Origin of the sequence: Paraburkholderia fungorum, assembly GCF_902833645.1 — a bacterium.
In the GTDB taxonomy this organism is placed as follows: domain Bacteria; phylum Pseudomonadota; class Gammaproteobacteria; order Burkholderiales; family Burkholderiaceae; genus Paraburkholderia; species Paraburkholderia fungorum.
Genome location: NZ_CADFGE010000004.1, coordinates 290,164 through 313,388, shown reverse-complemented (window position 1 = coordinate 313,388; position 23,225 = coordinate 290,164). Strand labels below are relative to the sequence as shown.

23 protein-coding genes are annotated in these 23,225 nt (G+C 63.2%); 7 read left to right on the top strand and 16 right to left on the bottom strand.

Features of this window, described 5'->3' with window-relative positions; genetic code table 11:
* Positions 1-2 precede the first annotated feature (2 nt).
* The 7 genes from purE to HWX91_RS15910 form a co-directional block, all read right to left on the bottom strand.
* The gene (purE, locus tag HWX91_RS15940) at positions 3-521 is read right to left on the bottom strand and encodes a 5-(carboxyamino)imidazole ribonucleotide mutase (RefSeq protein ID WP_028196244.1); all 519 of its coding nucleotides are present in this window, start codon (positions 519-521) and stop codon (positions 3-5) included.
* Between the two features lie 51 nt (positions 522-572).
* Positions 573-1,463, bottom strand: coding sequence for a phosphoribosylaminoimidazolesuccinocarboxamide synthase (locus tag HWX91_RS15935; protein ID WP_028196245.1), 891 nt, complete (start codon positions 1,461-1,463; stop codon positions 573-575).
* Positions 1,464-1,594: 131 nt separating this feature from the next.
* Entirely contained in the window at positions 1,595-2,659 is a 1,065-nt protein-coding gene (fba, locus tag HWX91_RS15930; RefSeq protein ID WP_028196246.1) for a class II fructose-bisphosphate aldolase, read from the bottom strand.
* Between the two features lie 267 nt (positions 2,660-2,926).
* Positions 2,927-4,363: a pyruvate kinase gene (gene pyk, locus HWX91_RS15925; protein ID WP_028196247.1), complete on the bottom strand. Its 1,437-nt coding sequence runs from the start codon at positions 4,361-4,363 to the stop codon at positions 2,927-2,929.
* 415 nt (positions 4,364-4,778) lie between these two features.
* The gene (locus HWX91_RS15920; RefSeq protein WP_028196248.1) at positions 4,779-5,972 is read right to left on the bottom strand and encodes a phosphoglycerate kinase; all 1,194 of its coding nucleotides are present in this window, start codon (positions 5,970-5,972) and stop codon (positions 4,779-4,781) included.
* A 272-nt stretch (positions 5,973-6,244) separates the two neighbouring features.
* Complete coding sequence (locus HWX91_RS15915) at positions 6,245-6,568, bottom strand: AzlD domain-containing protein (RefSeq protein ID WP_028196249.1); 324 nt, start codon at positions 6,566-6,568, stop codon at positions 6,245-6,247.
* Positions 6,565-7,311: an AzlC family ABC transporter permease gene (locus tag HWX91_RS15910; protein ID WP_028196250.1), complete on the bottom strand. Its 747-nt coding sequence runs from the start codon at positions 7,309-7,311 to the stop codon at positions 6,565-6,567. Before HWX91_RS15910 ends, HWX91_RS15915 begins: the two co-directional genes overlap by 4 nt.
* Positions 7,312-7,505: 194 nt before the next feature.
* Between HWX91_RS15910 and HWX91_RS15905 the strand changes: the two genes are divergently transcribed.
* The 6 genes from HWX91_RS15905 (at position 7,506) to HWX91_RS15880 (ending at position 12,275) form a co-directional block, all read left to right on the top strand.
* On the top strand, positions 7,506-8,429 hold the full coding sequence (locus tag HWX91_RS15905) for a branched-chain amino acid transaminase (protein ID WP_028196251.1): 924 nt from the start codon (positions 7,506-7,508) through the stop codon (positions 8,427-8,429).
* 80 nt (positions 8,430-8,509) lie between these two features.
* Positions 8,510-8,704 (top strand): zinc-finger domain-containing protein, encoded by a 195-nt coding sequence (locus HWX91_RS15900; RefSeq protein WP_007180502.1) that lies wholly within the window; start codon positions 8,510-8,512, stop codon positions 8,702-8,704.
* A 170-nt stretch (positions 8,705-8,874) separates the two neighbouring features.
* Positions 8,875-9,900, top strand: a complete 1,026-nt coding sequence (waaF, locus tag HWX91_RS15895) for a lipopolysaccharide heptosyltransferase II (protein WP_028196252.1) — start codon at positions 8,875-8,877, stop codon at positions 9,898-9,900.
* Between the two features lie 178 nt (positions 9,901-10,078).
* Complete coding sequence (locus HWX91_RS15890) at positions 10,079-10,525, top strand: nuclear transport factor 2 family protein (RefSeq protein ID WP_028196253.1); 447 nt, start codon at positions 10,079-10,081, stop codon at positions 10,523-10,525.
* A gap of 60 nt (positions 10,526-10,585) precedes the next feature.
* Positions 10,586-11,710, top strand: coding sequence for a YheT family hydrolase (locus tag HWX91_RS15885; protein WP_028196254.1), 1,125 nt, complete (start codon positions 10,586-10,588; stop codon positions 11,708-11,710).
* On the top strand, positions 11,703-12,275 hold the full coding sequence (locus tag HWX91_RS15880; protein ID WP_028196255.1) for a DUF2946 family protein: 573 nt from the start codon (positions 11,703-11,705) through the stop codon (positions 12,273-12,275). The genes HWX91_RS15885 and HWX91_RS15880 overlap by 8 nt, the downstream gene beginning before the upstream one ends.
* Here HWX91_RS15880 and HWX91_RS15875 read toward each other — a convergent pair.
* Entirely contained in the window at positions 12,272-13,996 is a 1,725-nt protein-coding gene (locus HWX91_RS15875) for a M48 family metalloprotease (RefSeq protein WP_028196256.1), read from the bottom strand. The genes HWX91_RS15880 and HWX91_RS15875 overlap by 4 nt on opposite strands.
* A gap of 134 nt (positions 13,997-14,130) precedes the next feature.
* Here HWX91_RS15875 and moaC point away from each other — a divergent pair, with 134 nt between their 5' ends.
* On the top strand, positions 14,131-14,607 hold the full coding sequence (moaC, locus tag HWX91_RS15870) for a cyclic pyranopterin monophosphate synthase MoaC (RefSeq protein ID WP_028196257.1): 477 nt from the start codon (positions 14,131-14,133) through the stop codon (positions 14,605-14,607).
* Between the two features lie 85 nt (positions 14,608-14,692).
* Here the strand turns inward: moaC and HWX91_RS15865 are convergent, their stop codons facing one another.
* From HWX91_RS15865 to recA, 8 genes are all read right to left on the bottom strand, one after another.
* Entirely contained in the window at positions 14,693-16,477 is a 1,785-nt protein-coding gene (locus HWX91_RS15865) for a PglL family O-oligosaccharyltransferase (protein ID WP_028196258.1), read from the bottom strand.
* A 135-nt stretch (positions 16,478-16,612) separates the two neighbouring features.
* On the bottom strand, positions 16,613-17,236 hold the full coding sequence (locus HWX91_RS15860) for a pilin (protein WP_028196259.1): 624 nt from the start codon (positions 17,234-17,236) through the stop codon (positions 16,613-16,615).
* A gap of 134 nt (positions 17,237-17,370) precedes the next feature.
* Positions 17,371-18,075: a TerC family protein gene (locus HWX91_RS15855; protein WP_028196260.1), complete on the bottom strand. Its 705-nt coding sequence runs from the start codon at positions 18,073-18,075 to the stop codon at positions 17,371-17,373.
* Between the two features lie 145 nt (positions 18,076-18,220).
* Positions 18,221-19,102, bottom strand: coding sequence for a succinate--CoA ligase subunit alpha (gene sucD, locus HWX91_RS15850; RefSeq protein ID WP_028196261.1), 882 nt, complete (start codon positions 19,100-19,102; stop codon positions 18,221-18,223).
* Positions 19,103-19,229: 127 nt separating this feature from the next.
* Entirely contained in the window at positions 19,230-20,399 is a 1,170-nt protein-coding gene (gene sucC, locus HWX91_RS15845) for an ADP-forming succinate--CoA ligase subunit beta (protein ID WP_028196262.1), read from the bottom strand.
* Positions 20,396-21,136: a DUF2889 domain-containing protein gene (locus HWX91_RS15840; RefSeq protein ID WP_028196263.1), complete on the bottom strand. Its 741-nt coding sequence runs from the start codon at positions 21,134-21,136 to the stop codon at positions 20,396-20,398. The genes sucC and HWX91_RS15840 overlap by 4 nt, the downstream gene beginning before the upstream one ends.
* A 125-nt stretch (positions 21,137-21,261) precedes the next feature.
* Positions 21,262-21,987 (bottom strand): recombination regulator RecX, encoded by a 726-nt coding sequence (gene recX, locus HWX91_RS15835; RefSeq protein ID WP_028196264.1) that lies wholly within the window; start codon positions 21,985-21,987, stop codon positions 21,262-21,264.
* Positions 21,988-21,994: 7 nt separating this feature from the next.
* Positions 21,995-23,071 (bottom strand): recombinase RecA, encoded by a 1,077-nt coding sequence (gene recA / locus HWX91_RS15830; RefSeq protein WP_028196265.1) that lies wholly within the window; start codon positions 23,069-23,071, stop codon positions 21,995-21,997.
* Positions 23,072-23,225: the final 154 nt, after the last annotated feature.

The following is a 23,225-nucleotide window of genomic DNA, read 5'->3' as shown; positions in this document are numbered from 1 at the left end:
GCTCACAGCGCCGGCAGCACCATGGCGTGGGCCGCTTCGTTCTGGCGCACGCGGAACGCCGCCAGCTTCTCCGCATAGTCGGTGCTCGTGCCGCTCAGAATCGACACCGCGAACAGCGCCGCGTTCGCCGCGCCCGCCTCGCCGATGGCAAACGTGGCGACCGGCACGCCCTTGGGCATCTGCACGATGGAGTGCAACGAATCGACACCCTTCAGATACTTGCTCGCCACCGGCACGCCGAGTACCGGCACCGTGGTCTTGGCGGCCAGCATGCCCGGCAGATGCGCCGCACCGCCCGCTCCCGCGATGATCGCGCGAATGCCGCGCTCGCGTGCGCGCTCGGCGTACTCAAACATCTCGTCGGGCATGCGGTGCGCGGACACCACCTTGGCTTCGTACGGCACACCGAATTCCTGCAGGATCGCGACGGCGTTCTGCATTACTTCCCAGTCGGAACTGGAACCCATCAGCACGCCGACAACGGGCGCGTCATGCATATGGGCAGTCTGGACTTCACTCATCTTACGGCTTCCTTGTTTCTCAAGCTGTGCGGGTCGAACAGGTGCGCGTAATCAAGCGAGCTTGTGTCCGGTCAGGCGTTCGAGCGCTTCCTGATATTTCTCGCCCGTCTTCGTGACCACGTCGTCCGGCAGCTTCGGCGCGGGCGGCTCTTTCTTCCACGGTTGGGTTTCGAGCCAGTCGCGCACGAACTGCTTGTCGAACGACGGCGGGTTGGTGCCGACCTGATACTGGTCGGCCGGCCAGAAGCGCGACGAGTCGGCGGTCAGTGCTTCATCCATCAGATACAGCTGGCCGTGGTTGTCCAGACCGAATTCGAACTTCGTATCCGCGATGATGATGCCGCGCGTGGCGGCATAATCCGCAGCTTCCTTGTACAGCTTGATCGAGATGTCGCGGATCGTGGCCGACAGTTCGGTGCCGATGCGGCGCTCCATCTCGTTGTACGTGATGTTTTCGTCGTGATGGCCCATTTCGGCCTTGGCTGCCGGCGTGAAAATCGGCTCAGGCAGCTTTTGTGCGTTCTGCAGACCGGGCGGCAGTTCAACACCGCATACCGAACCGGTTGCCTGGTAGTCTTTCCAGCCGCTGCCGGCAAGATAGCCGCGCACCACCGCCTCGACGAGGATCGGCTCGAGGCGCTTCACCACCACCGCGCGGCCCTTGACCTGCTCGACCTCGTCAGCCGCCACCACGGATTCGGGCGCCACGCCCGTGAGGTGATTCGGCACCACGTGCTTGAGCTTCTCGAACCAGAAGTTCGCCATTTCGTTGAGCACGCGGCCCTTGTTCGGAATCGGCTCGCCCATGATGACGTCGAACGCCGACAGACGGTCGGTCGTGACGATCAGCAACTGGTCGTTGCCCACCGCATAGTTGTCGCGGACTTTTCCGCGGCCGAGCAGCGGCAGCGAGTGGAGCGTGGATTCGTAAAGGGTAGACATCGTCGTGGTTCGCTAAAAGTGGGGCAAAAATGGGACCGGAACAAAAGGGAAACGCCGTTCCCCGGATGATGCGGGAACGGCGATCGAACGACAACCTGGCCAATCGGCCAGGTGCAGAGCCTGTTTATAGCTTAGCGGACAACTTGCGCGAGCTCGCCCGATTTGTACTTCTCCGCGATTTTATCAAGCGAAACCGGCTTGATCTTCCCTGCCTGGCCTTCGCAGCCAAATTGGGTGAAGCGCTCGAGACAGATCTTCATCGCGGCTTCGCGCGCCGGCTTCAGGTAGTCGCGCGGATCGAACTTGCCCGGATTGGTCGCCATGTAGCGGCGGATCGCGCCGGTGATCGCCAGACGCAGGTCGGTGTCGATATTGACCTTGCGCACGCCGTGCTTGATGCCTTCCTGAATTTCTTCGACCGGCACGCCGTAGGTTTCCTTCATGTCGCCGCCGAATTCGCGGATTTCCGCGAGCAGTTCCTGCGGCACCGACGACGAACCGTGCATCACCAGGTGCGTGTTCGGAATGCGCTGATGAATTTCCTTGATGCGCTGGATCGACAGAATGTCGCCCGTGGGCTTCTTGCTGAACTTGTACGCGCCGTGCGACGTGCCGATCGCGATCGCCAGGGCGTCGCATTGCGTCTGCTTGACGAAGTCGGCAGCCTGCTCCGGGTCGGTCAGCAGCTGTTCGCGGGTCATCGTGCCTTCCGCGCCGTGGCCGTCTTCCTTGTCGCCCTTCATGGTTTCCAGCGAACCGAGCACGCCGAGTTCCGCTTCCACCGTGATGCCGATCGAATGCGCCGCTTCAACCACTTTGCGCGAGACTTCGACGTTGTATTCGTACGAGGCGACCGTCTTGCCGTCGGCTTCGAGCGAACCGTCCATCATCACGCTGGTGAACCCGCTGCGGATCGCCGCCATACAGACCGCCGGCGACTGGCCGTGGTCCTGGTGCATCACGACCGGAATATGCGGATACGACTCGACGGCGGCTTCGATCAGGTGACGCAGGAACGGCTCACCCGCGTACTTACGCGCGCCGGCCGACGCCTGCATGATGACCGGGGCATTGACCTTGTCGGCCGCGGCCATGATGGCCTGCACCTGCTCCAGATTGTTCACGTTGAATGCCGGGATGCCATAGCCGTTTTCGGCGGCATGGTCCAGCAGTTGACGCATTGATACGAGAGGCATGCTGTAACTCCTTAGATTGAAACGAATTCTGTGCCGTCGGCATCTTGTATGGCAATTTTATCGCGAAGCAAGCTGCATACCCGTCACACATTCCCTAAAGCGCACTGCCTGCGGACCTTTACCGCATGCGCAATTGGAGTCTGTGCGCCGCCTCTCGCGGGGCATGACAACCTGCTTCGCTCATCAAAACTTCGTTGACCAGAGTTGGCGCTTTAGCTCCTACTCCAGTCCCACCCAGTCCGTGCCGATCGAGCGGTACACCACGAATCAATACGGCTCGCCGACGCGCACGATCTTCAGCGTATTCGTGCCGCCTGCCTGACCCATCGGCTCGCCGACGGTCAGCACCACCATATCGCCGCGCGACGCGTAGCCCTTGCTGACCACGGTTTCCAGCGCCTGCTGCAAGGCCGTGTCGCGATCGGTGCTGGTGTCCAGATGCAGCGACGTGACATTGCGATAAATCGCCATTGCCCGCTCGCTGCCGACACGCGGCGTGAGCGCGAAAATCGGCACATGCGTCCAGTGACGCGACATCCACAGCGCGGTCGATCCCGACTCGGTCAACGCGACAATCGCCTTCGCCCCGAGGTGAAACGCCGTGAACAGCGCGCCCATCGCGATCGACTGGTCGATCCGCGTGAACGTGCGGTCGAGGAAATCCTTGTCCAGCTCCGACTGTTCCGACTTCTCGGCTTCGAGGCAGATCGCCGCCATCGTCTCGATGGTCTGCACCGGGTACTTGCCCGCTGCGGATTCGGCCGACAACATTACCGCGTCTGTGCCGTCGAGCACCGCGTTGGCAACGTCCGACACTTCCGCGCGGGTCGGCACCGGCGCGTAGATCATCGATTCCATCATCTGGGTCGCGGTGATCACGAACTTGTTCGATTCACGCGCCATACGAATCATGCGCTTTTGCAGCGCGGGAACTGCGGCATTCCCCACTTCCACGGCCAAGTCGCCGCGCGCCACCATGATGCCGTCCGACGCGTCGAGGATGCCTTGCAGCGCCGGAATCGCTTCCGCGCGCTCGATCTTCGCGATCATCTTCGGCTTGATGCCGTAGGGCGCGCCCGCAATGTTCGCGAGCTGACGGGCCATTTCCATGTCGGTGGCGTTCTTGGGGAACGACACCGCGACATAATCCACGCCGAGCGACATCGCCGTGCGGATGTCTTCCATATCTTTGGCCGTCAGGGCCGGTGCCGTCAGGCCACCGCCCTGGCGGTTGATACCCTTGTTGTTCGACAGATCGCCGCCGACCTTCACGGTGGTGTGGATCTCGCTGCCGAGCACGCGCACGACGTCGAGCACGATCAGACCGTCGTTCAGCAACAGCACGTCGCCCGGTTTCAGATCGCGCGGCAGATCCTTGTAGTCGAGACCGACGCGCTCGTCGTTGCCGAGTTCGCACTCGGCGTCGAGGATGAACGAATTGCCGGGAACGAGCGTGGTCTTGCCGTTTTCGAATTTGCCGACCCGAATCTTCGGGCCTTGCAGGTCAGCCATGATGGCAACTTCACGGCCGGCCTGGCGGGCCGCCTCGCGCACGAATTCGGCGCGCTGGCGGTGGTCGTCGGCGGTGCCGTGCGAGAAATTGAGCCGCACCACGTCCAACCCTGCCCGAATCATTTGCAGCAGGATTTCCGGCGTACTGGAAGCCGGTCCGATGGTAGCGACAATCTTGGTAGCGCGATGCATGAGTCTCCTCGTCTGGATGGGATCGCTGGAATGAGCGCTGCGAGTCGGATGCGGAGGCTGCGCACCGAAGGGTGCTACGGGGGGCTGCGCGCCGGTTGAAACCAGCGTCGCTTTATGGGGTGAAGCGGTGTTCGACACCAGCACGGGGGGTGCCGGTGGGGGTGCGGGTGCGACCTCTGCGTCCGGGAGTTCTGCCGCTGAGTGAGCGGATTGTCCGGTGGACAACTCCGCTGCCTCGCCGGCAGTGGTCAACTCCGCGAGCGCGAGGGGCGACCCGGATTCTTCCTGCTGGGTGGTCACCGCTGCCGGGGCGGTGGAGCGCGCTTCGCGCTCCCCTGCCGTTGCTGCTGCGGTATTGCGCGGCTTGCCGCCGCGCGCTTTTGCAGACTTCGCCGAGGGGGAGCGCGTCGCCACGTTAAGCCCGCGATTCCAGAACAGCGACCGCCGGCAGCGTCTTGCCCTCGAGGAACTCGAGGAAGGCGCCGCCGCCCGTCGAGATATAGCTGACCTTGTCGTGAATGCCGTACTTGGCAATCGCCGCCAGCGTATCGCCGCCGCCGGCAATCGAGAACGCCGACGATTTGGCGATGGCGTCAGCCAAGGTCCTCGTGCCGTTGCCGAACTGGTCGAATTCGAACACGCCAACCGGGCCGTTCCACACGATCGTGCCGGCTTTTTCCAGTTGTGCGGCGAGCACTTTGGCGGTTTCCGGTCCGATGTCGAGGATCAGATCGTCGTCCTGCACGTCGGCGACGGCCTTCACTTCGGCTTTGGCGGTCGGCGAGAATTCTTTGGCGGTGACCACGTCGGTCGGAATCGGCACCGAGGCGCCGCGGGCTTTCGCCGCGTCGATAATGGCTTTGGCTTCGTTGACCAGATCGGCTTCGGCGAGCGACTTGCCGATCTTCAGGCCGGCCGCCAGCATGAACGTATTGGCGATGCCGCCGCCGACGATCAACTGATCGACCTTGTCGGCGAGCGACTTCAGAATGGTCAGCTTGGTGGACACCTTCGAGCCGGCGACGATCGCCACCAGCGGACGCTTCGGCGCGCCCAGCGCCTTGCCGAGCGCTTCGAGTTCAGCGGCCAGCAGCGGGCCGGCACAGGCGACCGGCGCGTATTTGGCGATGCCGTGCGTGGTGGCTTCGGCGCGGTGCGCAGTGCCGAATGCATCGTTCACGTAGATGTCGCAAAGCTTCGCCATTTTTTGCGCGAGCTCGTCGGAATCCTTCTTTTCGCCCTTGTTGACGCGGCAGTTTTCCAGCAACACGACCTGGCCCGGCGCCACGTTCACGCCGTTTTCGACCCAGTTCGCAACCAGCGGCACGTCACGGCCGAGCAACTCGGCGAGACGCTTCGCGACCGGCGCCAGCGAGTCTTCCGGCTTGAAGTCGCCTTCGGTCGGACGGCCCAGGTGCGACGTGACCATGACAGCGGCGCCAGCGTCCAGCGCGGCCTTGATCGCCGGCACGGAGGCGCGGATGCGGGTGTCTTCGGTGATGTTGCCTTGATCGTCCTGCGGCACGTTCAGATCGGCGCGGATGAACACGCGTTTGCCGGATAGCTTGCCTTCGGCGATCAGATCGGAGAGACGCAATACCTTGTTCATGGGCGTGTATGTGCGAGTTGATGAGAAGGCGGTGGTGGACGACGCGCCAGCAACCTGGCGCGGCAAACACCAGCGCTTCGGCACGGCAGCGGCTCCACTGAATCGGGTGCCGGCGACGAGGCCGCGGCTGTCGCGCCATGCAGCGGCGCGGTTATCCCGGAAACGAGCATTTTAACTGATCCCCACTGCCTTCTGACCCGCGACGAGGCGAATGTCCCGTATTTGGAGGATGCGCCGCGCATGCCGCAACGCAGCATTTCCACTCCGGTCAATTACACAAAGAGGCGCAAGAGCGTGAATACAACCATTCCCACGACAATCGTACCGAGCATGGTGCGCCGCCACAAAAACCACACGAGACCGGACAGCGTCGCGTAAAACTCATGGTTCGACGGCGCGAACGAGAGTCCCTCCGGCGTCGCCAGCACGTCGGGCAGCACCACGGCGGCCAGCGCCGCGGCCGGCGCATAGCGCAGCATCCGCTGCACGCGCTCCGGCAACACCGTCCGCTCGCCGCCGATTAGAAACATGGCGCGTGTCACGGCGGTGACGAAGGTCATGCCGATAATGGCCAGCCAGATCTGCGTGGATGTCATGGGGAATCTCCGGCGCTGTTACGGATGCGGCGCAAGTCGGCACGCTCGACCATCAGGTCGGCGGCACTGCCCGCGATAATCGCCGCGATCACGGCCAGCGGCAGCGCGAGCCGGTACGGCAGGTCGAAAGCGAGCAGCGAAACGAGGCCGGCGATGCTGACGGCGACCAGCGTGGAACGGTTGGCGATCGCCGACACCATGATGGGCAGCAGCGCCAGCGTGCCCGCGAGCGCGAGGCCCCAGTTGTCCGGAATCAGGCTCGCCAGCAGGATGCCGACGATCGACGACACCTGCCACGACAGCCAGCTGCACGCCGCCATGCCCCAGAAGTACGCCTCCTTGCCCGGTACATAACCCGTCTGAAAGCTCTTCTTCTGGAACAGCAGATAGATCACGTCGCCGTTGAAGTAGCCGAGCACGATGCGCCGCCACATCGGCAGATACGAAAAATGCGGCGCGAGCCCGGCGCTGAAGATCACGAAACGCGTATTGACCATGGCGGCGGTCAGCAGCACGGTCCACAACGGCAGCTTGGCGGCCAGCAGCGGCAACACGGCCAGTTGCGAGGAACCGGCGTAGCACAGCAGCGACATGGTGAGCGCCTGCGGCACGGTGAGCACGGACTTGCTCATCGCAATGCCGGTCACGAGGCCCCAGGAGAATATCGCCATGAGCGTGGGCGAATAGTCGCGCGCGCCCTGACGGAAGGCGCGGCGATCGATATCTGACAGGCGAGCGAGCATGAAGGCGAAACGCGGGCGCGAGGCAGCGCCCCAACGAAGGGAAGTCGGCGCCAGGTCGTCAAGCACCCGCTGGCGCATCCGGATTTGAATTATGCGTGCGCCGAATTATAGCGCCCGACGTGCGGCCAAATGCCCGTTTCGTGTGCAAAAGAAGCTAAAATGACGCTCTTTCACCGCACCCGCTGGAGAATCTTATGTCAATGGCCGACCGCGACGGCAAGATCTGGATGGATGGCAAGCTCATCGACTGGCGCGACGCCAAGATCCACGTGCTGACCCACACGCTGCATTACGGCATGGGCGTTTTCGAAGGCGTCCGCGCCTACAAGACGGCAGACGGCGGCACGGCGATTTTCCGCCTCCAGGAACACACCAAGCGCCTGCTGAACTCGGCCAAGATCTTCCAGATGGATGTGCCGTTCGACCACGAAACGCTGGCAGCCGCGCAGCGCGAAGTGGTCCGCGAAAACAAGCTGGAATCCTGCTACCTGCGCCCGATCATCTGGGTCGGCTCGGAAAAGCTCGGCGTGTCGGCCAAGGGCAACACGATCCACGTGGCGATCGCCGCCTGGCCGTGGGGCGCTTACCTCGGTGAAGACGGGATCGCCAAGGGCATCCGCGTGAAGACCTCGTCGTTCACGCGCCATCACGTGAATGTGTCCATGGTCCGCGCCAAGGCGTCGGGCTGGTACGTGAACTCGATCCTCGCCAACCAGGAAGCGATTGCCGACGGTTACGACGAAGCGCTGCTGCTGGACGTGGACGGCTACGTGTCGGAAGGCTCCGGCGAGAACTTCTTCCTCGTGAACAACGGCAAGCTGTACACGCCGGATCTGTCGTCGTGCCTCGACGGCATCACGCGCGACACGGTCATCACGCTGGCGCGCGACGCGGGCATCCAGGTGATCGAAAAGCGCATCACGCGCGACGAGGTCTACACCTGCGACGAAGCGTTCTTCACTGGCACAGCCGCCGAAGTCACGCCGATCCGCGAACTCGACAACCGCACGATCGGCTCGGGCGCACGCGGCCCGATCACCGAGAAGCTGCAAGCGGGCTTCTTCGATATCGTGAACGGCAAGAGCGACAAGTACGCGCACTGGCTGACCAAGATCTAACGCGCGCTGCGCCGGCCCTTTGGCCCCGGGCCTTTTTGCCGGCGCAACGTACGCACCCTGCATACAACGAGAAAATCCTCATGAGCGAAATCAAGGAAATGCCGCTGGTCGAACTGTCGGCAAAAGACCTGCCGGCGTATTGCCCGAATCCCGCGATGCCGCGCTGGAGCGCGCATCCGCGTGTCTTTATCGACGTCACGCACGGCGAAGCCAAATGCCCGTATTGCAGCACGCGCTACAAGCTGCGCGACGGCGAAGTGGTCAAGGGTCACTAAACCTGAGCACTGGGCCAGACCACTGAGCGCGACACGCTTGCCGCCGCTGCGGCGCGTCCGGCTTTGCCGGGCTCGCGCCCCGCGGCGCGCGGCTTATTCCCATTTACCCCTCCGAACGCCACGCGCATGACGCGCGCGGCGCTTCGTTTCGACACCGGACACTCACTCTGATGCGTCGCGCGTTGGTTATCGCACCGAACTGGATCGGTGACGCATTGATGGCGCAGCCGCTGTTTGCGCGCCTCGTGAAATTGCATCCGCGCATCGTGATCGACGCAGTCGCGCCCACGTGGGTCGCGCCCGTACTCGAACGGATGCCCGAGATCCGCGACGTCTACGCAACCGACCTCGCGCACGGTAAGCTGCAAATGCTGCGCCGCTGGCAACTGGCGAGCGATTTGCGCGATGTCGGCTACGACGCGGCCTATGTCCTGCCGAATTCGCTCAAATCGGCGCTGATTCCCTGGATGGCGGGCATTCCGCTGCGCATCGGCTACACCGGCGAAAGCCGCTACGGCTTGCTGAACGTGCGCCACGCGAATCCGCGCAAGGACGAGCGCCCGCCCATGGTCGGCCACTACGCCGCCCTCGCCTACGCGCCAGGCGCCAAGATCCCCGACGACTTGCCCATGCCGCGGCTCGACGCGGACCTGAACGAAGCGTCGCGGGTTTCGGCGCGCTTCAATCTGGATACGCGCGTGCCGCTGCTGGTGTTCTGTCCGGGCGCCGAGTACGGTCCGGCCAAGCGCTGGCCGCCCGAGCATTTCGCGGCGCTCGCGCAGATCGTCGGCCAGTCGTTCCCGTACACGCAGATCATCGCGCTAGGCTCGCCCAAAGACGCGCCGCTTGCCCAGGCCATCGCCGACAAAGCGCCGAACGTGCGTAACCTGTGCGGCCAGACCGCGCTGGGCGAGGCTTGCGCACTGATTTCGCGGGCCAGCGCCGTCGTCACCAACGATTCCGGTCTGATGCACGTAGCCGCCGCGCTGCGCCGGCCGCTGGTGGCCGTGTACGGTTCGACCGATCCGCGCCACACGCCGCCCTTGTCCGAGCTTGCGAAGGTACAATGGCTCCATCTCGAATGCAGCCCCTGTTTCCAGCGCGAATGCCCGCTTGGGCATCTGAACTGCCTTAAGCAGTTGAGCGCGGAGCAGGTATTCGGCGATTTGCGCGGCATGTTGCTTGCGCAACGCTGAACCAGACTGATTCGGCTGATACTTGCACGCAACACCGCACGCCCCCGAGCGCGTTGCGTCATGTTCGCGCCTTGCGGCGCGGGCATCCTCGCGCTTGGGTGCGATTGTCCGGTGCTCCGGACTGTCCCGCTGACCGCTGCCCCGCAACCGCGCGCCGCGCACAAGAGACTGACGAGCCATGCCACGTTTTGCCCATATCTTCGAAGCCGCCGCCGACACGCTGAACGCCTATTACCAGGCCGTCGCGGAGATGAACATCGACAGTTTGATGGGCCTGTGGATCGACGAGGAGTTCGTGAGCTGCATTTGCGCCGACGGCTCGCATCTGCACGGCATCGACAGCATTCGGGCCGGCTTGCAAATCCAGCTCGAAGCCGCGCCCGTGGCAATTGAGCCGCTCGATATTCGCGTCTACGACAGCCTCGGCACCGTCGTCTACGCCATTGCCGAGGCGCATCGCCCGGCCGATCCGAAAGCAACGCCCACCATGGTGTTCACCACTTACGTGATGGTCCATGAGCGTGGCGAATGGCGAATTGCGCATATTCACGCGAGCCCGATGCCGAATGAGGCCGCCAGTCAGTTCGCCACCAAGATGCGACATGGCCAGGGGTCGCTGCACTGACGCCCGGCGGGCATTTTTTCGCCTGTTTCACCGGTTTCACCTTTTGGCTTCGACGCTGGCATGAGTACGCCTCGCAGAAAGTCCCTCACGGGGACAACACACGATCAATCCACCGCTAACGGCGCAGCGCGCGCCGTAGCCGCCGTCGAGCGCGGCATCGAGGGCACTGTCGATCTGCTCTACCGCGCGCCGCTCTGGCTGCCGAACCGGCATGTGCAGACCATTGTCCCGTCGCTGTTCGGGCGGCGTCCGGCGATCAGGTTCCGGCGCGAACGCTGGGATACGCCGGATGGCGATTTCATCGATCTCGATTGGGTCGTGCATGACGGCCAACCGGCCTCTGCGCTAAGCCCTCCCCCCGTGCCTCGCGCACCGGCAGAAGACGCGCCGCTGCTCGTGCTGTTCCATGGCCTGGAAGGCAGTTCCGCCTCGCACTACGCCGCCACCTTGATGGCGGCCGCGCGCGAGTATGGCTGGCACGGCGTCGTGCCGCACTTTCGCAGTTGCAGTGGATCGCTGAACCTGTTGCCGCGCTTCTATCATCTTGCCGACAGCAACGAAGTCGACTGGATCCTGCGCCGTCTGCGCGGCACGCATCGCGGGCCGATCGTGGCGGCGGGCGTGTCGCTCGGCGGCAATGTGCTGCTGCGCTGGCTCGGCGAACGGCGCGAAGATGCGGTGCCGGTGCTCTCGGCCGCCGCGGCAATTTCAACGCCGATCGACGTGCACGCGGGCGGCCGCGCGTTGTCGCAGGGCTTCAATATGGTCTACACGCGCAGTTTTTTGAAGACACTGAAGCAGAAAGCCGAGCAGAAACTGCTGCAGTTTCCGGGGTTGTTCGACCGCGATGCGATGCTGGCAAGCCGCACGATGTACGACTTCGACAACGTGGTGACGGCGCCGCTGCACGGCTTTCGCGATACCAACCACTACTGGAGCAGCGCGACCACGCGGCCGCTGCTACACGGCATCGCCGTGCCGACCCTGGTGCTGAACGCGCGCAACGACCCGTTCTTGCCGGCCGAAGCGTTGCCGGCGCAGCATGAGGTATCGGCATCGGTGGAACTCGATCAACCCCGGCATGGCGGCCACGCCGGCTTTATGACCGGGCCGTTCCCGGGCCGCATCGACTGGTTGTCGCGGCGCGTGCTCGGTTATCTGGAGCGCTACGTCGATCATGGATGACATCGTCAAGCAGGCCTTGGCCAAATGGCCCAATGTGCCGAGTTGCACCGGCTGGCTGATGCTGGACCGGCGCGGCAACTGGCGCATGCGGGACGAAGCTGCGCAGGCCAGCGGTGCGCCCGGCACGCCGATCCGGCATGAAGCCTTGCTTGGATTTATCAACCGGAATTACGCCGCCGATGAACACGGACAGTGGTTTTTTCAGAATGGTCCGCAACGGGTCTATGTCGAGCTGGGTTACACGCCGTGGGTGGTGAGGTTGTCAGCCGATGCCGCCGGGCAGCTTTCCCTGACCGACCAGGCCGGTGGGACTTTCGAGCCAACGGCCGTATTTGTCGACGATGAAGGCGGGATTCTGTTCGTCGATGGCTCGACGCCGCCGAGGGTCGCGGTTTTGCACGATCACGATCTCGAGGTTTTCTCCGATCACGCAAGCCTGGGCGATGACTCGATGAGCGGCGTGTTTCGCTGGAACCACGGCATCGAGTTACCTTTGCAGAGCGTGCAGCGAAACGGGGTAGCCGCGCGATTCGGATTTGTCGAGAGTCCGGCAGCAAACGCCTAGCTCTTCTCGTCAAGCCGCTCCTCTTTATAGCGGCTCTCCATCTCATGCAACCGGGCATCGACGGTCGCGAGATCGTAGTAGCCGATGTCCTTCATATCCCGCGCTTCCTTCAGTTGCCGGATGGCCGACGGCCAGGCCCCCTCGAGGGCGAACTTCTCGGCCAGCGCCCGACGCCGCGTCAACGTATCGCCAGTGCCGGCACTGGCCTGGGCGAGATACAACCACCAGGCCGGCTGATCGGGTTGCGCGCGCGTTTCCTTCAAAGCCAGCGCCTGCGCGTCGGCAAATCGCTTCAAGGTCAGCAAGGTCTGGATATGCATGTCGATTGCGGCGTTCGACTGCGGCCAGCGCCGTTGCGCAAACTCGGCAAGACGCGCTGCCTCGTCGTCATGCCCGGCGCGGCGCGCGATATCGGCCGCCAGCACGTCGAGACTCGGCGAACTGCGCATGAGCTCACCTTCACCGCCCTCACCGCGCTCACCGGTGGCAAACGCCGAGCGCGATGCAGCCAGCGACGCCGCCGCGTCGTCGTAACGTTCGAGCAGCATCTGCCCATAGGCAATCCCGTACCAGTTCGCGGCAACGTTCACCGCGGTGCGGTCCTCGATCTCGGAGCGCAGGCGCGAAATCTCATCGGCGTATTCGCTGCGCGAGCGGTCCTGCAGCAGGCGCGCCCGCGCCCGCACAAAACCATATTCGGGCGTTTGATGCGGCTGCCGGTATGGCGCGCGACGCGCGCGATCCTCCATGTCGGCAATCCGTTCGCCCGTCAGCGGATGAGTGCGCGCGTAGGCCGGGATGCCCGTGTCGCTCATGGCCGCGCGATCGAGGCGGCCGAAAAACGTCGTCATCGCGTAGGGATCGTAACCGGCGCCGGCCAGCAGCAGAAAGCCGACGCGGTCCGCTTCATGCTCGGCGGAGCGCGAAAAGCGCAACTGGTTGTCGACCGCATAGGCTTGGCCGCCGATCGCAATTGCGCTGCCCAGGTCGCCGCTGTGCGCGAGTACGCCCGCCACAATGCCGAATAGCAGGCCGGCAAGTGCAGCATAGGAACTGCGTTCGCCGGTGGTGATCATCCGCGAAATGTGCCGCTGCAAGACATGCCCCATCTCGTGACCGAGCACGGAGGCGAGCTCGGACTCGGTTTGCGTCGTCACGATCAGACCGGTGTTCACACCGATAAACCCACCCGGCAGCGAGAAGGCATTGATCTGCGGGTCGCGGATCGCGAACAGATCGAAGTCCGGCCGGTAGCCGCCGATGTACAGCGCGCTCGCCGCCGCGGAAAGTTTCGCGGCGACCGAGTTCAGATAGTCGCGCACCAGCCAGTCGTCGAGATAGTCGGGGTCGCGGCGCACCTCGCGCATCACGCGCTCGCCGAGCTTGCGCTCGGCTTGTGGCGTCAATGAGCCGGAGCCGCCGTTGCCGAGATCGGGCAACTGCTGCGTGACGATCGGCGCGCGCCAGCCTGTGGCCGCACCGCTATTGCCGGAGAAGCGGCTCTGCGCGCCGCCATACACGCCAAAGACGCCTTGCGCGATGTCGGGCGGCACGATCGGGTCGGCGAAAGTCTCGACCGGACCGCTTACCAACGGCGGTTCCGCGGACTGCGTGCTGAGCGCGAGGCTCGTATCCGAAGCGGTGCGCGATTGCGCGAACGCGCCCGGCGGAGCCGCAAGCGCGACGGACAACAACACAGCGAGAAACGATTTCGAACGCATCGCGAAGTCGGTATGACGAAGTCGAAAAGCGACACCCGCCGCTCGGACTAATATAGCGGGCACAGGGTAATTGTAATCATCCCGGGCCGCCCGACCGCACTGCTATGATAGGCGCCCTCTGAAGGAGCCCAACCATGCCTGAACTCACTCATTTCGACGCAGCCGGCCAGGCGCATATGGTGGACGTCGGCGGCAAGCAGGAGACCAAACGCATCGCCGTCGCGCGTGGCTCGATCCGCATGCTGCCGGAGACCTTCGCGCTGATCCGCGACGGCAACGCCAAGAAGGGCGACGTGATCGGCATCGCACGCATCGCCGCGATTCAAGGCTCGAAGCGCACTGCCGATCTGATCCCGCTATGTCATCCGCTCGCGCTCACGCGGGTCAAGGTGGACTTCGATCTCGATGAAAAACTGCCCGGTGTGCATTGCACGGTGCAGGTGGAGACGCTGGGGCGTACGGGTGTGGAGATGGAAGCGCTGACCGCGGTGCAGGTGGGGCTGCTGACCGTGTACGACATGTGCAAGGCGGTGGATCGCGGCATGACGATCACCGATGTGCGCGTGCTGGAGAAGCACGGCGGGAAGTCGGGAGATTGGGTGGCGGGTTGACGACGGCCAAGGTCATCGCCCCGCTGCACCTCTTAAGCTGCGGCTACGGCACGGCTGCGCAGCGCGCAGCCGGCCTGAATCATCGTCAATCGTCGTCGCTGTCGTCGTCCTGATTGACGTCGCTCGGCGGCATGCCGTAGCGCTTGACCAGCTCCGCCTTGAAACCGGTCAGCGTCTTCTGCTCGTCGCACAACTCGTACAGATAGGCCAATTGCGACGGCCAGTCCTTCAACTCCTGAGCAAAGATCTTCAGGCGCTCGACGGTGTCGTATGCGCCCGCCGTATCGCCGCTCAGAGCCTGCAGCACCGCATACCGGCGCAGCACGGTCTCACCCGGCAGCAGTGCGATCGCCTGTTTATGCATGGCGAGCTTGTGTTGCAGATTCATCGAATTCATCGGTTCCAGGGTCGCCATGCCGTACTCGCCCCACGCCTGGAACAGGAACGACGGATCCGCCCGATACTGCTCGGCTGGACGCGAGCCGTAATACAGCACCTCGGCACGGGCGTAGTCGCGATACACCGGATACAGCGCAGCGATGCCGCCGAACACGATGACGGCGAACGCACCGAACGACAGGCGCGCCGGCACGAGACGCAGCGACCGCGTTTCGAGCAAGCCGAACACGAACATCGCCGGCAGGAGGAAGAACATGTACTGCTGCGGATATTCGACCAGCGCATGCATGACCAGCACGCCGATCAGCGCGATGCCAAATACACGAGCGGCGTTTTGCGGCGCGCGAACCACGCGCACGAGCCACGTGATCAGGCCGAACAGCACGATGGCGAGACCGATCAACCCGGTTTTTGCGAGCAGGTCGATGAAGATGTCGTGCGAATTATTGGCAATCTCGACACCGCCCAGCGATTTCACATACTCGAACTGGTAACTCGGAAACTCGCCCCAGCCGACCCCCAGCAGCGGATGCGTCCTGAACATCGTCCAGCCGTATTTCCACAGCGCAAGGCGCGGCGCGATCTGGCCGGCGTCCTTGAACCGATCCGCCGCGGACTGCGCGAGTTCCAGGTGATAGTGGACATTGGCCCACCGAACCAGCGCATTGACGACGAAGAACAGCACCGCCAACGCAATCGGAATCAGCCATTCGCGATTGCTGCGGCGCAGAAGCGGCTGACTACGCGTTTGCGCGAAAGCCATCCAGAAACCCGCGATCACGATTACGCCCATCTGCAGCCACGGGCCGCGCGACACGGTCAGCGCGAGGCCGACGGAAAAAACCGTCGACACGAGCAGCCAGATGCTGATGGCAAGGCGGCGTGTCTGCACGAGGAACAGCGCGCCCGCCATCGCGAACGAGATATAGGTGGCGAGATGGTTCGCCTGCGCCATGTTGCCGAACGGCCGACGCTCGACGAGCACGTTATAGGCGACAACCAGCGGCGACACACGCGCCTCGAGGTGAAACAACTGGATCACCTGGCAGAACACCGCAAACAGGCCGCCAACAATCAACGCCCCGGCAACCCAGCGCAGCGCCGTTTCGTTCAGCTTGACGCGCGTGAAGCCGTAGCCGGCGTGCGTCGCCATCAACGCGGCGAGCAGGTACCCGCCGCCAAGCCAGTTCATCGACGGCTGCGAGACCGGCAGCAGCACCGACTGCGCCACCAGCACCAGCCCGAACAGCAACGGCACGAGCGCGACCATCGGCGACGCGAACGTGACCCGCGGCCTGGCCGTCGAGACCAGCAGCACCACACCCGCACCCATCAATAGATACAGCGCGAGCGCCGTGAATTCAGCGTAGAAGGTCGGAATCGGATACGTATGGCCGACGACTGCATAAGGCAGCACCAACGCAAGAGACAACAGAATGAGAGACAGGTAGCGCGCAAATGGGGTGGGCATCGAATAACCGGAGGGCGTCAGCAACCGGCGCACTATACAAAAAAATCCTCCTGCTGTGCGCCGGCTGGGCTGAAATATCCCGGAAATCAGTGTTTTACGTTCGGATAACAGCTCCCCGATCGTCCACCCGCCTGCTTACGAACGGCACTCCGGTGGCGCAAGATTCGACGGCAGCGATGGCGCATCGACTGGCGAGGGCCCGGCGCCAGGAGCAGGTAGCGAGGAGGCCGTTTTGCCGCCGCTGAAACACTCCCAGGTGACGGCGCCCACCTGCACGACGCCCTTGCTCAGGGCGACCCGCGCAGTCGGCGCCTCGGCGTTATCGGGCACCGATGGCACAAGCGTCAGCGTGTTCGAACCGGCGGGCGCAACGCGCGTCGAGAATGCGACAGTGATCTGGCCGGTGTCGTCATCGACATGAATGGATTCGACATTACGAGTAGCAGGCGGCGACGCGTAGCCCCCACCGAACGCATTGCCGCTGGCTGCGTTTTCGGACACCGCAAGCCGCGCGGATGAGGCGAGCGAGAGACCCTCGCCCACTCTGCTGCGGGCCAAGTAGTCCTGATACGCCGGAATCGCATAAGCCGCGATGACGCCGACGATCGCAAGCACGATCATCAACTCGATCAGCGTGAAACCGACGCTGAAGCAGCGGCACGCGCGAACGAGCGGCACAACCCAGCGCGCCCGTTCGAATGCGCGCTGCGGGGACAGCGTGGACTGTGAATAAGGGGAGTACGGCAAAGTAACGATCATCGGCAAGCTCCTGAAACGAAAAACGCCTGCCCCTCGAATCGGGGACAGGCGTTTCAATCGTAGCCAGCGCAGCCTGTTCCACACAGTCAGCCAGATGGCTAACGCTGCGCTAGCATCGCGTCATGGCTTGCGGGTCAGGCGGCCGCGCCCTTCGCGTTGCGGCGCTTGAGCAGGTAACCAAGGATCACGACGAACAGCGCGCCGGCAATGCTCATGCCGTATTCGGCCGCCGGCGTATCGAGGATCGGCCAACGGTCGCCGGCCGGGTCATTGATGATCAGGCCGCCCGCGATCCAGCCGAGCAGCGCCGCGCCGAGCGTGATGACGATCGGAAAGCGGTCGAGCAGTTTCAGCACCAGCTGGCTGCCCCACACGATCAGCGGAATACTCACCAGCAGCCCGAAAATCACCAGCGCGAGACGATGCTCGGGATCGGCCGCCTCGGCCGCGCCGGCAATCGCGATCACGTTGTCGAGGCTCATCACCGCATCCGCGACGATGATGGTCTTGATCGCCGAGATGAGCTTGTCGGCCGGCTTCACGTTCTCATGGGCGTCATGCGCGGGCGCCATCAGACGTACGCCGATCCACAACAGCAGCAGCCCGCCCGCGAACTTCAGCAACGGCACGTCGAGCAGTACCACGGCAAACGCGATCAGCGCGACGCGCAGCACAATCGCGCCGGCCGTGCCCCACAACACGCCCTTGGTCCGCTGCGCGGGCGGGAGATTGCGGCAAGCGAGCGCGATCACCACGGCGTTATCGCCACCCAGCAGGATGTCGATGACGATGATCTGGATGACTGCGCCCCAATGGAGGGTGGCGAAGAACTCGAGCATGAAAGGAAGAATAAGAAGGAATCGGACACGCAGCCAACAAAAAAACGGGGGAGTTGAAAACTCCCCCGCTTTTTAGGACCGCACGCTTACGAAAGGATCTCGTAAGCGTATCAAAAAACGCGCTGTGCGAGCCGCGAATTTTGATTTACAGCATCGCCTTCAGAAGACGCGCCATTTCCGACGGGTTCTTCGTGACCTTGATGCCGCATGCGTCCATGATTTCCAGCTTGGCTTCAGCCGTGTCCGCACCGCCCGAGATCAGCGCGCCGGCGTGGCCCATGCGCTTGCCCGGAGGCGCCGTGACACCGGCGATAAAGCCAACCACCGGCTTCTTCATGTTGTCCTTGATCCACTCAGCAGCGTTCGCTTCGTCCGGACCGCCGATCTCGCCGATCATGATGACGGCGTCCGTTTCCGGATCGTCGTTGAACATCTTCATCACGTCGATGTGCTTCAGACCGTTGATCGGGTCGCCGCCGATACCGACTGCCGACGACTGGCCGAGGCCGATCGCCGTCAACTGGCCGACTGCTTCATACGTCAGCGTGCCCGAACGCGACACGACGCCGATGCGGCCCTTGCGGTGGATGTGACCCGGCATGATGCCGATCTTCAGTTCGTCCGGCGTGATCGTGCCCGGGCAGTTCGGTCCGAGCAGCAGCGTCTTGCTGTTCTTCGCGCGCATGCGTGCCTTGAGCTCGATCATGTCACGGACAGGAATGCCTTCCGTGATGCAGATTGCGAGATCCAGCTCGGCTTCGACGGCTTCCCAGATCGCAGCAGCAGCGCCTGCCGGCGGAACGTAAATCACCGACACGGTTGCGCCCGTTTCAGCCTTGGCTTCAGCGACGCTAGCGTAGATAGGAATGCCTTCGAAATCTTCGCCGGCCTTCTTCGGGTTCACGCCTGCAACGTACGCTTCGCGGCCGTTTGCATATTCACGGCAAGCACGCGTGTGGAACTGACCGGTCTTGCCGGTAATGCCCTGCGTGATGACCTTGGTGTCTTTGTTAATCAGAATCGACATGTATTGACCTCTGTTCGTTTGGCGTCGCGGTGGTGCGTGGCGCGGCGGGATGTTCTTCGCCCGCGCCGCTCATGCATCACACACGCGCCGCCATTCGTAATCCTGGTAAACGCGCTTGGGGTTTGGCTTACGCCTTGCCCGCAGCGGCCGCGACGACCTTCTGAGCCGCTTCTTCCATGCTGTCTGCCGCAATGATCGGCAGGCCGGATTCAGCCAGCATCTTCTTGCCCAGGTCTTCGTTCGTGCCCTTCATGCGGACCACGAGCGGCACCTTCAGCGACACGGCCTTCGACGCCGCGATCACGCCTTCCGCGATCACGTCGCAGCGCATGATGCCACCGAAAATATTGACCAGAATCGCGGTCAGGTTCGGGTTCTTCAGCATGATCTTGAACGCTTCCGTGACCTTCTCGGTCGTGGCGCCACCGCCCACGTCCAGGAAGTTCGCCGGTTCGCCGCCGAACAGCTTGATGGTGTCCATCGTTGCCATTGCGAGGCCTGCGCCGTTCACGAGGCAGCCGATGTTGCCGTCGAGCGAGATGTAGGCGAGGTCGAACTTCGACGCTTCGACTTCAGCCGGATCTTCTTCGTCCAGATCGCGGTACGCGACGATTTCCGGGTGACGGAACAGTGCGTTCGAATCGAAGTTGAATTTCGCGTCCAACGCAATGACCTTGCCGTCGCCGGTCAGGATCAGCGGGTTGATTTCGGCCAGCGATGCGTCGGTTTCCCAGAATGCCTTGTACAGGCCTTGCAGGATCGCGCGTGCTTGCGGCAGCGAAGCGGCGGGCACGCCGATCTTCGTGGCGAGCTCGTCGGCTTCGGCGTCTTTCAGACCGGTCGACGGATCGACGGCGATCTTGTGGATCAGCTCAGGCGTCTTTTCCGCGACTTCTTCGACGTCCATGCCGCCTTCGCTCGATGCCATCACGACGATCTTCTGCGAAACGCGATCGATCACCAGGCCGACATACAGTTCCTTCTTGATGTCAGCGCCTTCTTCGATCAGCAGGCGATTCACCTTCTGGCCTTCCGGACCGGTCTGGTGCGTGACGAGCTGCATGCCGAGGATCTGCTCCGAATACTCGCGAACCTGATCCAGCGACTTGGCGACCTTCACGCCGCCGCCCTTGCCACGGCCACCCGCGTGGATCTGAGCCTTCACGACCCATACCGGGCCGCCGAGCTCTTGCGCGGCCTTGACCGCATCATCCACCGAGAAGACCGGCTTGCCGCGCGGTACCGCGACGCCGAATTTCCGCAGGATTTCCTTACCCTGGTACTCGTGAATCTTCATGCGTGATTCCCTTCAGTCTGAGAGTTGGATTGAACATCGTTTCCGCTGCCGTCGTTCATGCCGGACGCGTTGCCGCCCTCGCCTGTCTGGCGGGCTGCCCCGGCGCCTGACGATGCCGCGCGATCCGCTGTATACGGAGCGCGGCCATACCAGCGCGGATAAAACTGTTGCACCGCCTCGCCGTCGAAACGCAGCGCGTGGCAGCGTCCCAGCTGGAATGGCGGTTTATCGTTGGAATGCTCGTCTTTGCCGTGCGACGAGCCGTTCCCTGAACCCGCCTCCGCGCCCGGCGTGCCTTCATTGGTGTTCCACACGTCGCCGGCGAATGCCTGGATTGCAGCGGTCGGCAGGAGTGCGCACAACTCGGTGAGATGCGTGCAACCAGCCGTGCCGGCCAGCAAACGGGCGGCATCGCGACGGAAATTGTTGAACAGATTGAGCCCGATGAGGGCACGGTAGGCGGGATTGCTGGCTTGGCACAACCCTGGATAGGGCACCCAGTCGGACGACGCTTCGGCGTCGACGACATTGAGCTTGCGATCGATGGTGATGCGAAGCCAGAGTTCATGGATCGGCTGACCATTGGGCCGGACGCCCGACGCAAGCACCACATCACGCGGTTTTTCGTCGGTCAAGCACGCTTCCACATCCCACAGGCCATCGGCTCGCTCATAGGCTTCCGCTCTGATTGCGCGACGGTGGCGCAACTGACGGGACACTGGCGGGGAGAGCGGCATGCGGGAAGGAAAGGCCGGATTGGAAAACCCCCGGATTTTAGCATACTGGGTATTTGGGACAGCGCGGAACGCGCAGGGCCGCACCGCGGGCCGGGGCGCGCGGCGGATGCTATCTCAAAGTGGGGCTACTCGCCGCTCCACTCCTCGTCGAGCCCTTTGAGAATTTTGCCGATGGTTGCACCCGAGAACCCACGCGACGCCAGAAAGCGCGCTTGCCTGGCCCGCTCGGCCGCCGTTTCCGGAAGCCGGTCGAATTTCTTCCGCCAGACGGCCTGAGCGCGCGCAAGCTCGGTTTCGCGCAGCTGCGCACTCGCTTCTTCGACCAGCGTTTGGTCCACCGCATGCTGCTTCAATTCGCCGACAATCCGGCTCGCGCCCAAACGCGACGAGCGCCGATGGATCAGGCTTTCCGCAAAGCGCGAATCGGATAACCAGTTTTCGGCTTCCAGTGAATCGAGCAAGGTATCGAGCGAATCGGTTTCTTCGACGAACGGCTTGAGCTTGCGCGCGAGTTCGGTGCGGCTGTATTCACGCCGGGACAGATAGCCGAGCGCACGTCCTTTTAGCGAACGGGCTGGGCGTTGGGATTTTTTTGCGTCGTCCTGACCTGGCTTCGCCTCGCCGGGTGTGCGGCGCGAGCGGCTGTAGGTGGTTTCGGACGGGTCCGCTGCAGCTTGGGCGGAGGAATCGGGCCGCGACTGGCGGCCCTCTGCGCGATCGTGGGCGTCGAATGACTCGAAAGGATCGAACGGATCAAACGGATCGCGCGGATCATCGTCACCGACACGCGGGCCGTCCGCGTTGCGTCCAGCGTTAGCAGCATTGGACAGCGGCCGGCCCTTGCGTATCACGTGCGGGTTACTCTTCTTCGTCTGCGACTTCAGCGCCTGCGCCGGTCACCGCTTCCGCCATGGCATTCACGCCCAGCGATTCGCGGATACGGTTCTCGATCTCACGGGCAATGTCCGGATTCTCACGCAGGAATTCACGTGCATTGTCCTTGCCCTGACCAATACGTTCGCCGTTGTAGCTGTACCAGGCACCGGCCTTGTCGACGATTTTTGCCTGCACGCCGAGGTCGATGATTTCGCCCTGACGGGAAATGCCTTCGCCGTACAGAATGTCGAAAATCGCTTCACGGAACGGCGGCGCAACCTTGTTCTTCACCACCTTCACACGCGTTTCGTTACCGATCACTTCGTCGTTCTTCTTGATCGAACCGATCCGGCGAATGTCGAGGCGCACCGACGCGTAAAACTTCAGCGCGTTACCACCCGTGGTGGTTTCCGGATTGCCGAACATCACACCGATCTTCATACGGATCTGATTGATGAAGATCACGAGGCAGTTCGTGCGCTTGATCGTACCGGTGAGCTTGCGCAGCGCTTGCGACATCAGACGCGCTTGCAGACCCGGCAGCGAGTCGCCCATTTCGCCTTCGATTTCGGCCTTCGGCACGAGTGCCGCGACCGAGTCGATCACGATCATGTCGATCGAGCCCGAGCGCACGAGTGCGTCGGCAATCTCGAGTGCCTGTTCGCCGGTATCCGGCTGCGAAACCAGCAGGTCGCTGACGTTCACGCCGAGCTTGCCCGCGTACTGGATATCCAGCGCGTGTTCCGCGTCGATAAACGCTGCCGTGCCGCCGAGCTTCTGCATTTCGGCGACGACTTGCAGCGTCAGCGTGGTTTTACCGGACGATTCCGGGCCATAAATTTCGACCACACGGCCACGCGGCAAACCGCCGACGCCCAACGCGATGTCGAGGCCGAGCGATCCGGTTGAGACCACCTGGATATCTTCGACCGCCTCACCTGCGCCGAGCCGCATGACCGACCCTTTGCCGAACTGCTTTTCGATCTGCGCGAGTGCGGCAGCCAGTGCCTTGCTCTTTTCAGCAGTCAGTCCAGCCGAGCCTTTCTTGCTTTCTTCCATGAATCGTCCTTTGCTATGATGAACGGCGTCTGAGGCAGATGTGCCGCCCTTTTTAGCGGACCGCACACGAAACCCAGACACTGTATAAAAAAACAGTAGTTTTGGCAAGCGCGATTCTCATGCGAACGCGCATTTTTACCGTCGCGCTGCCCAA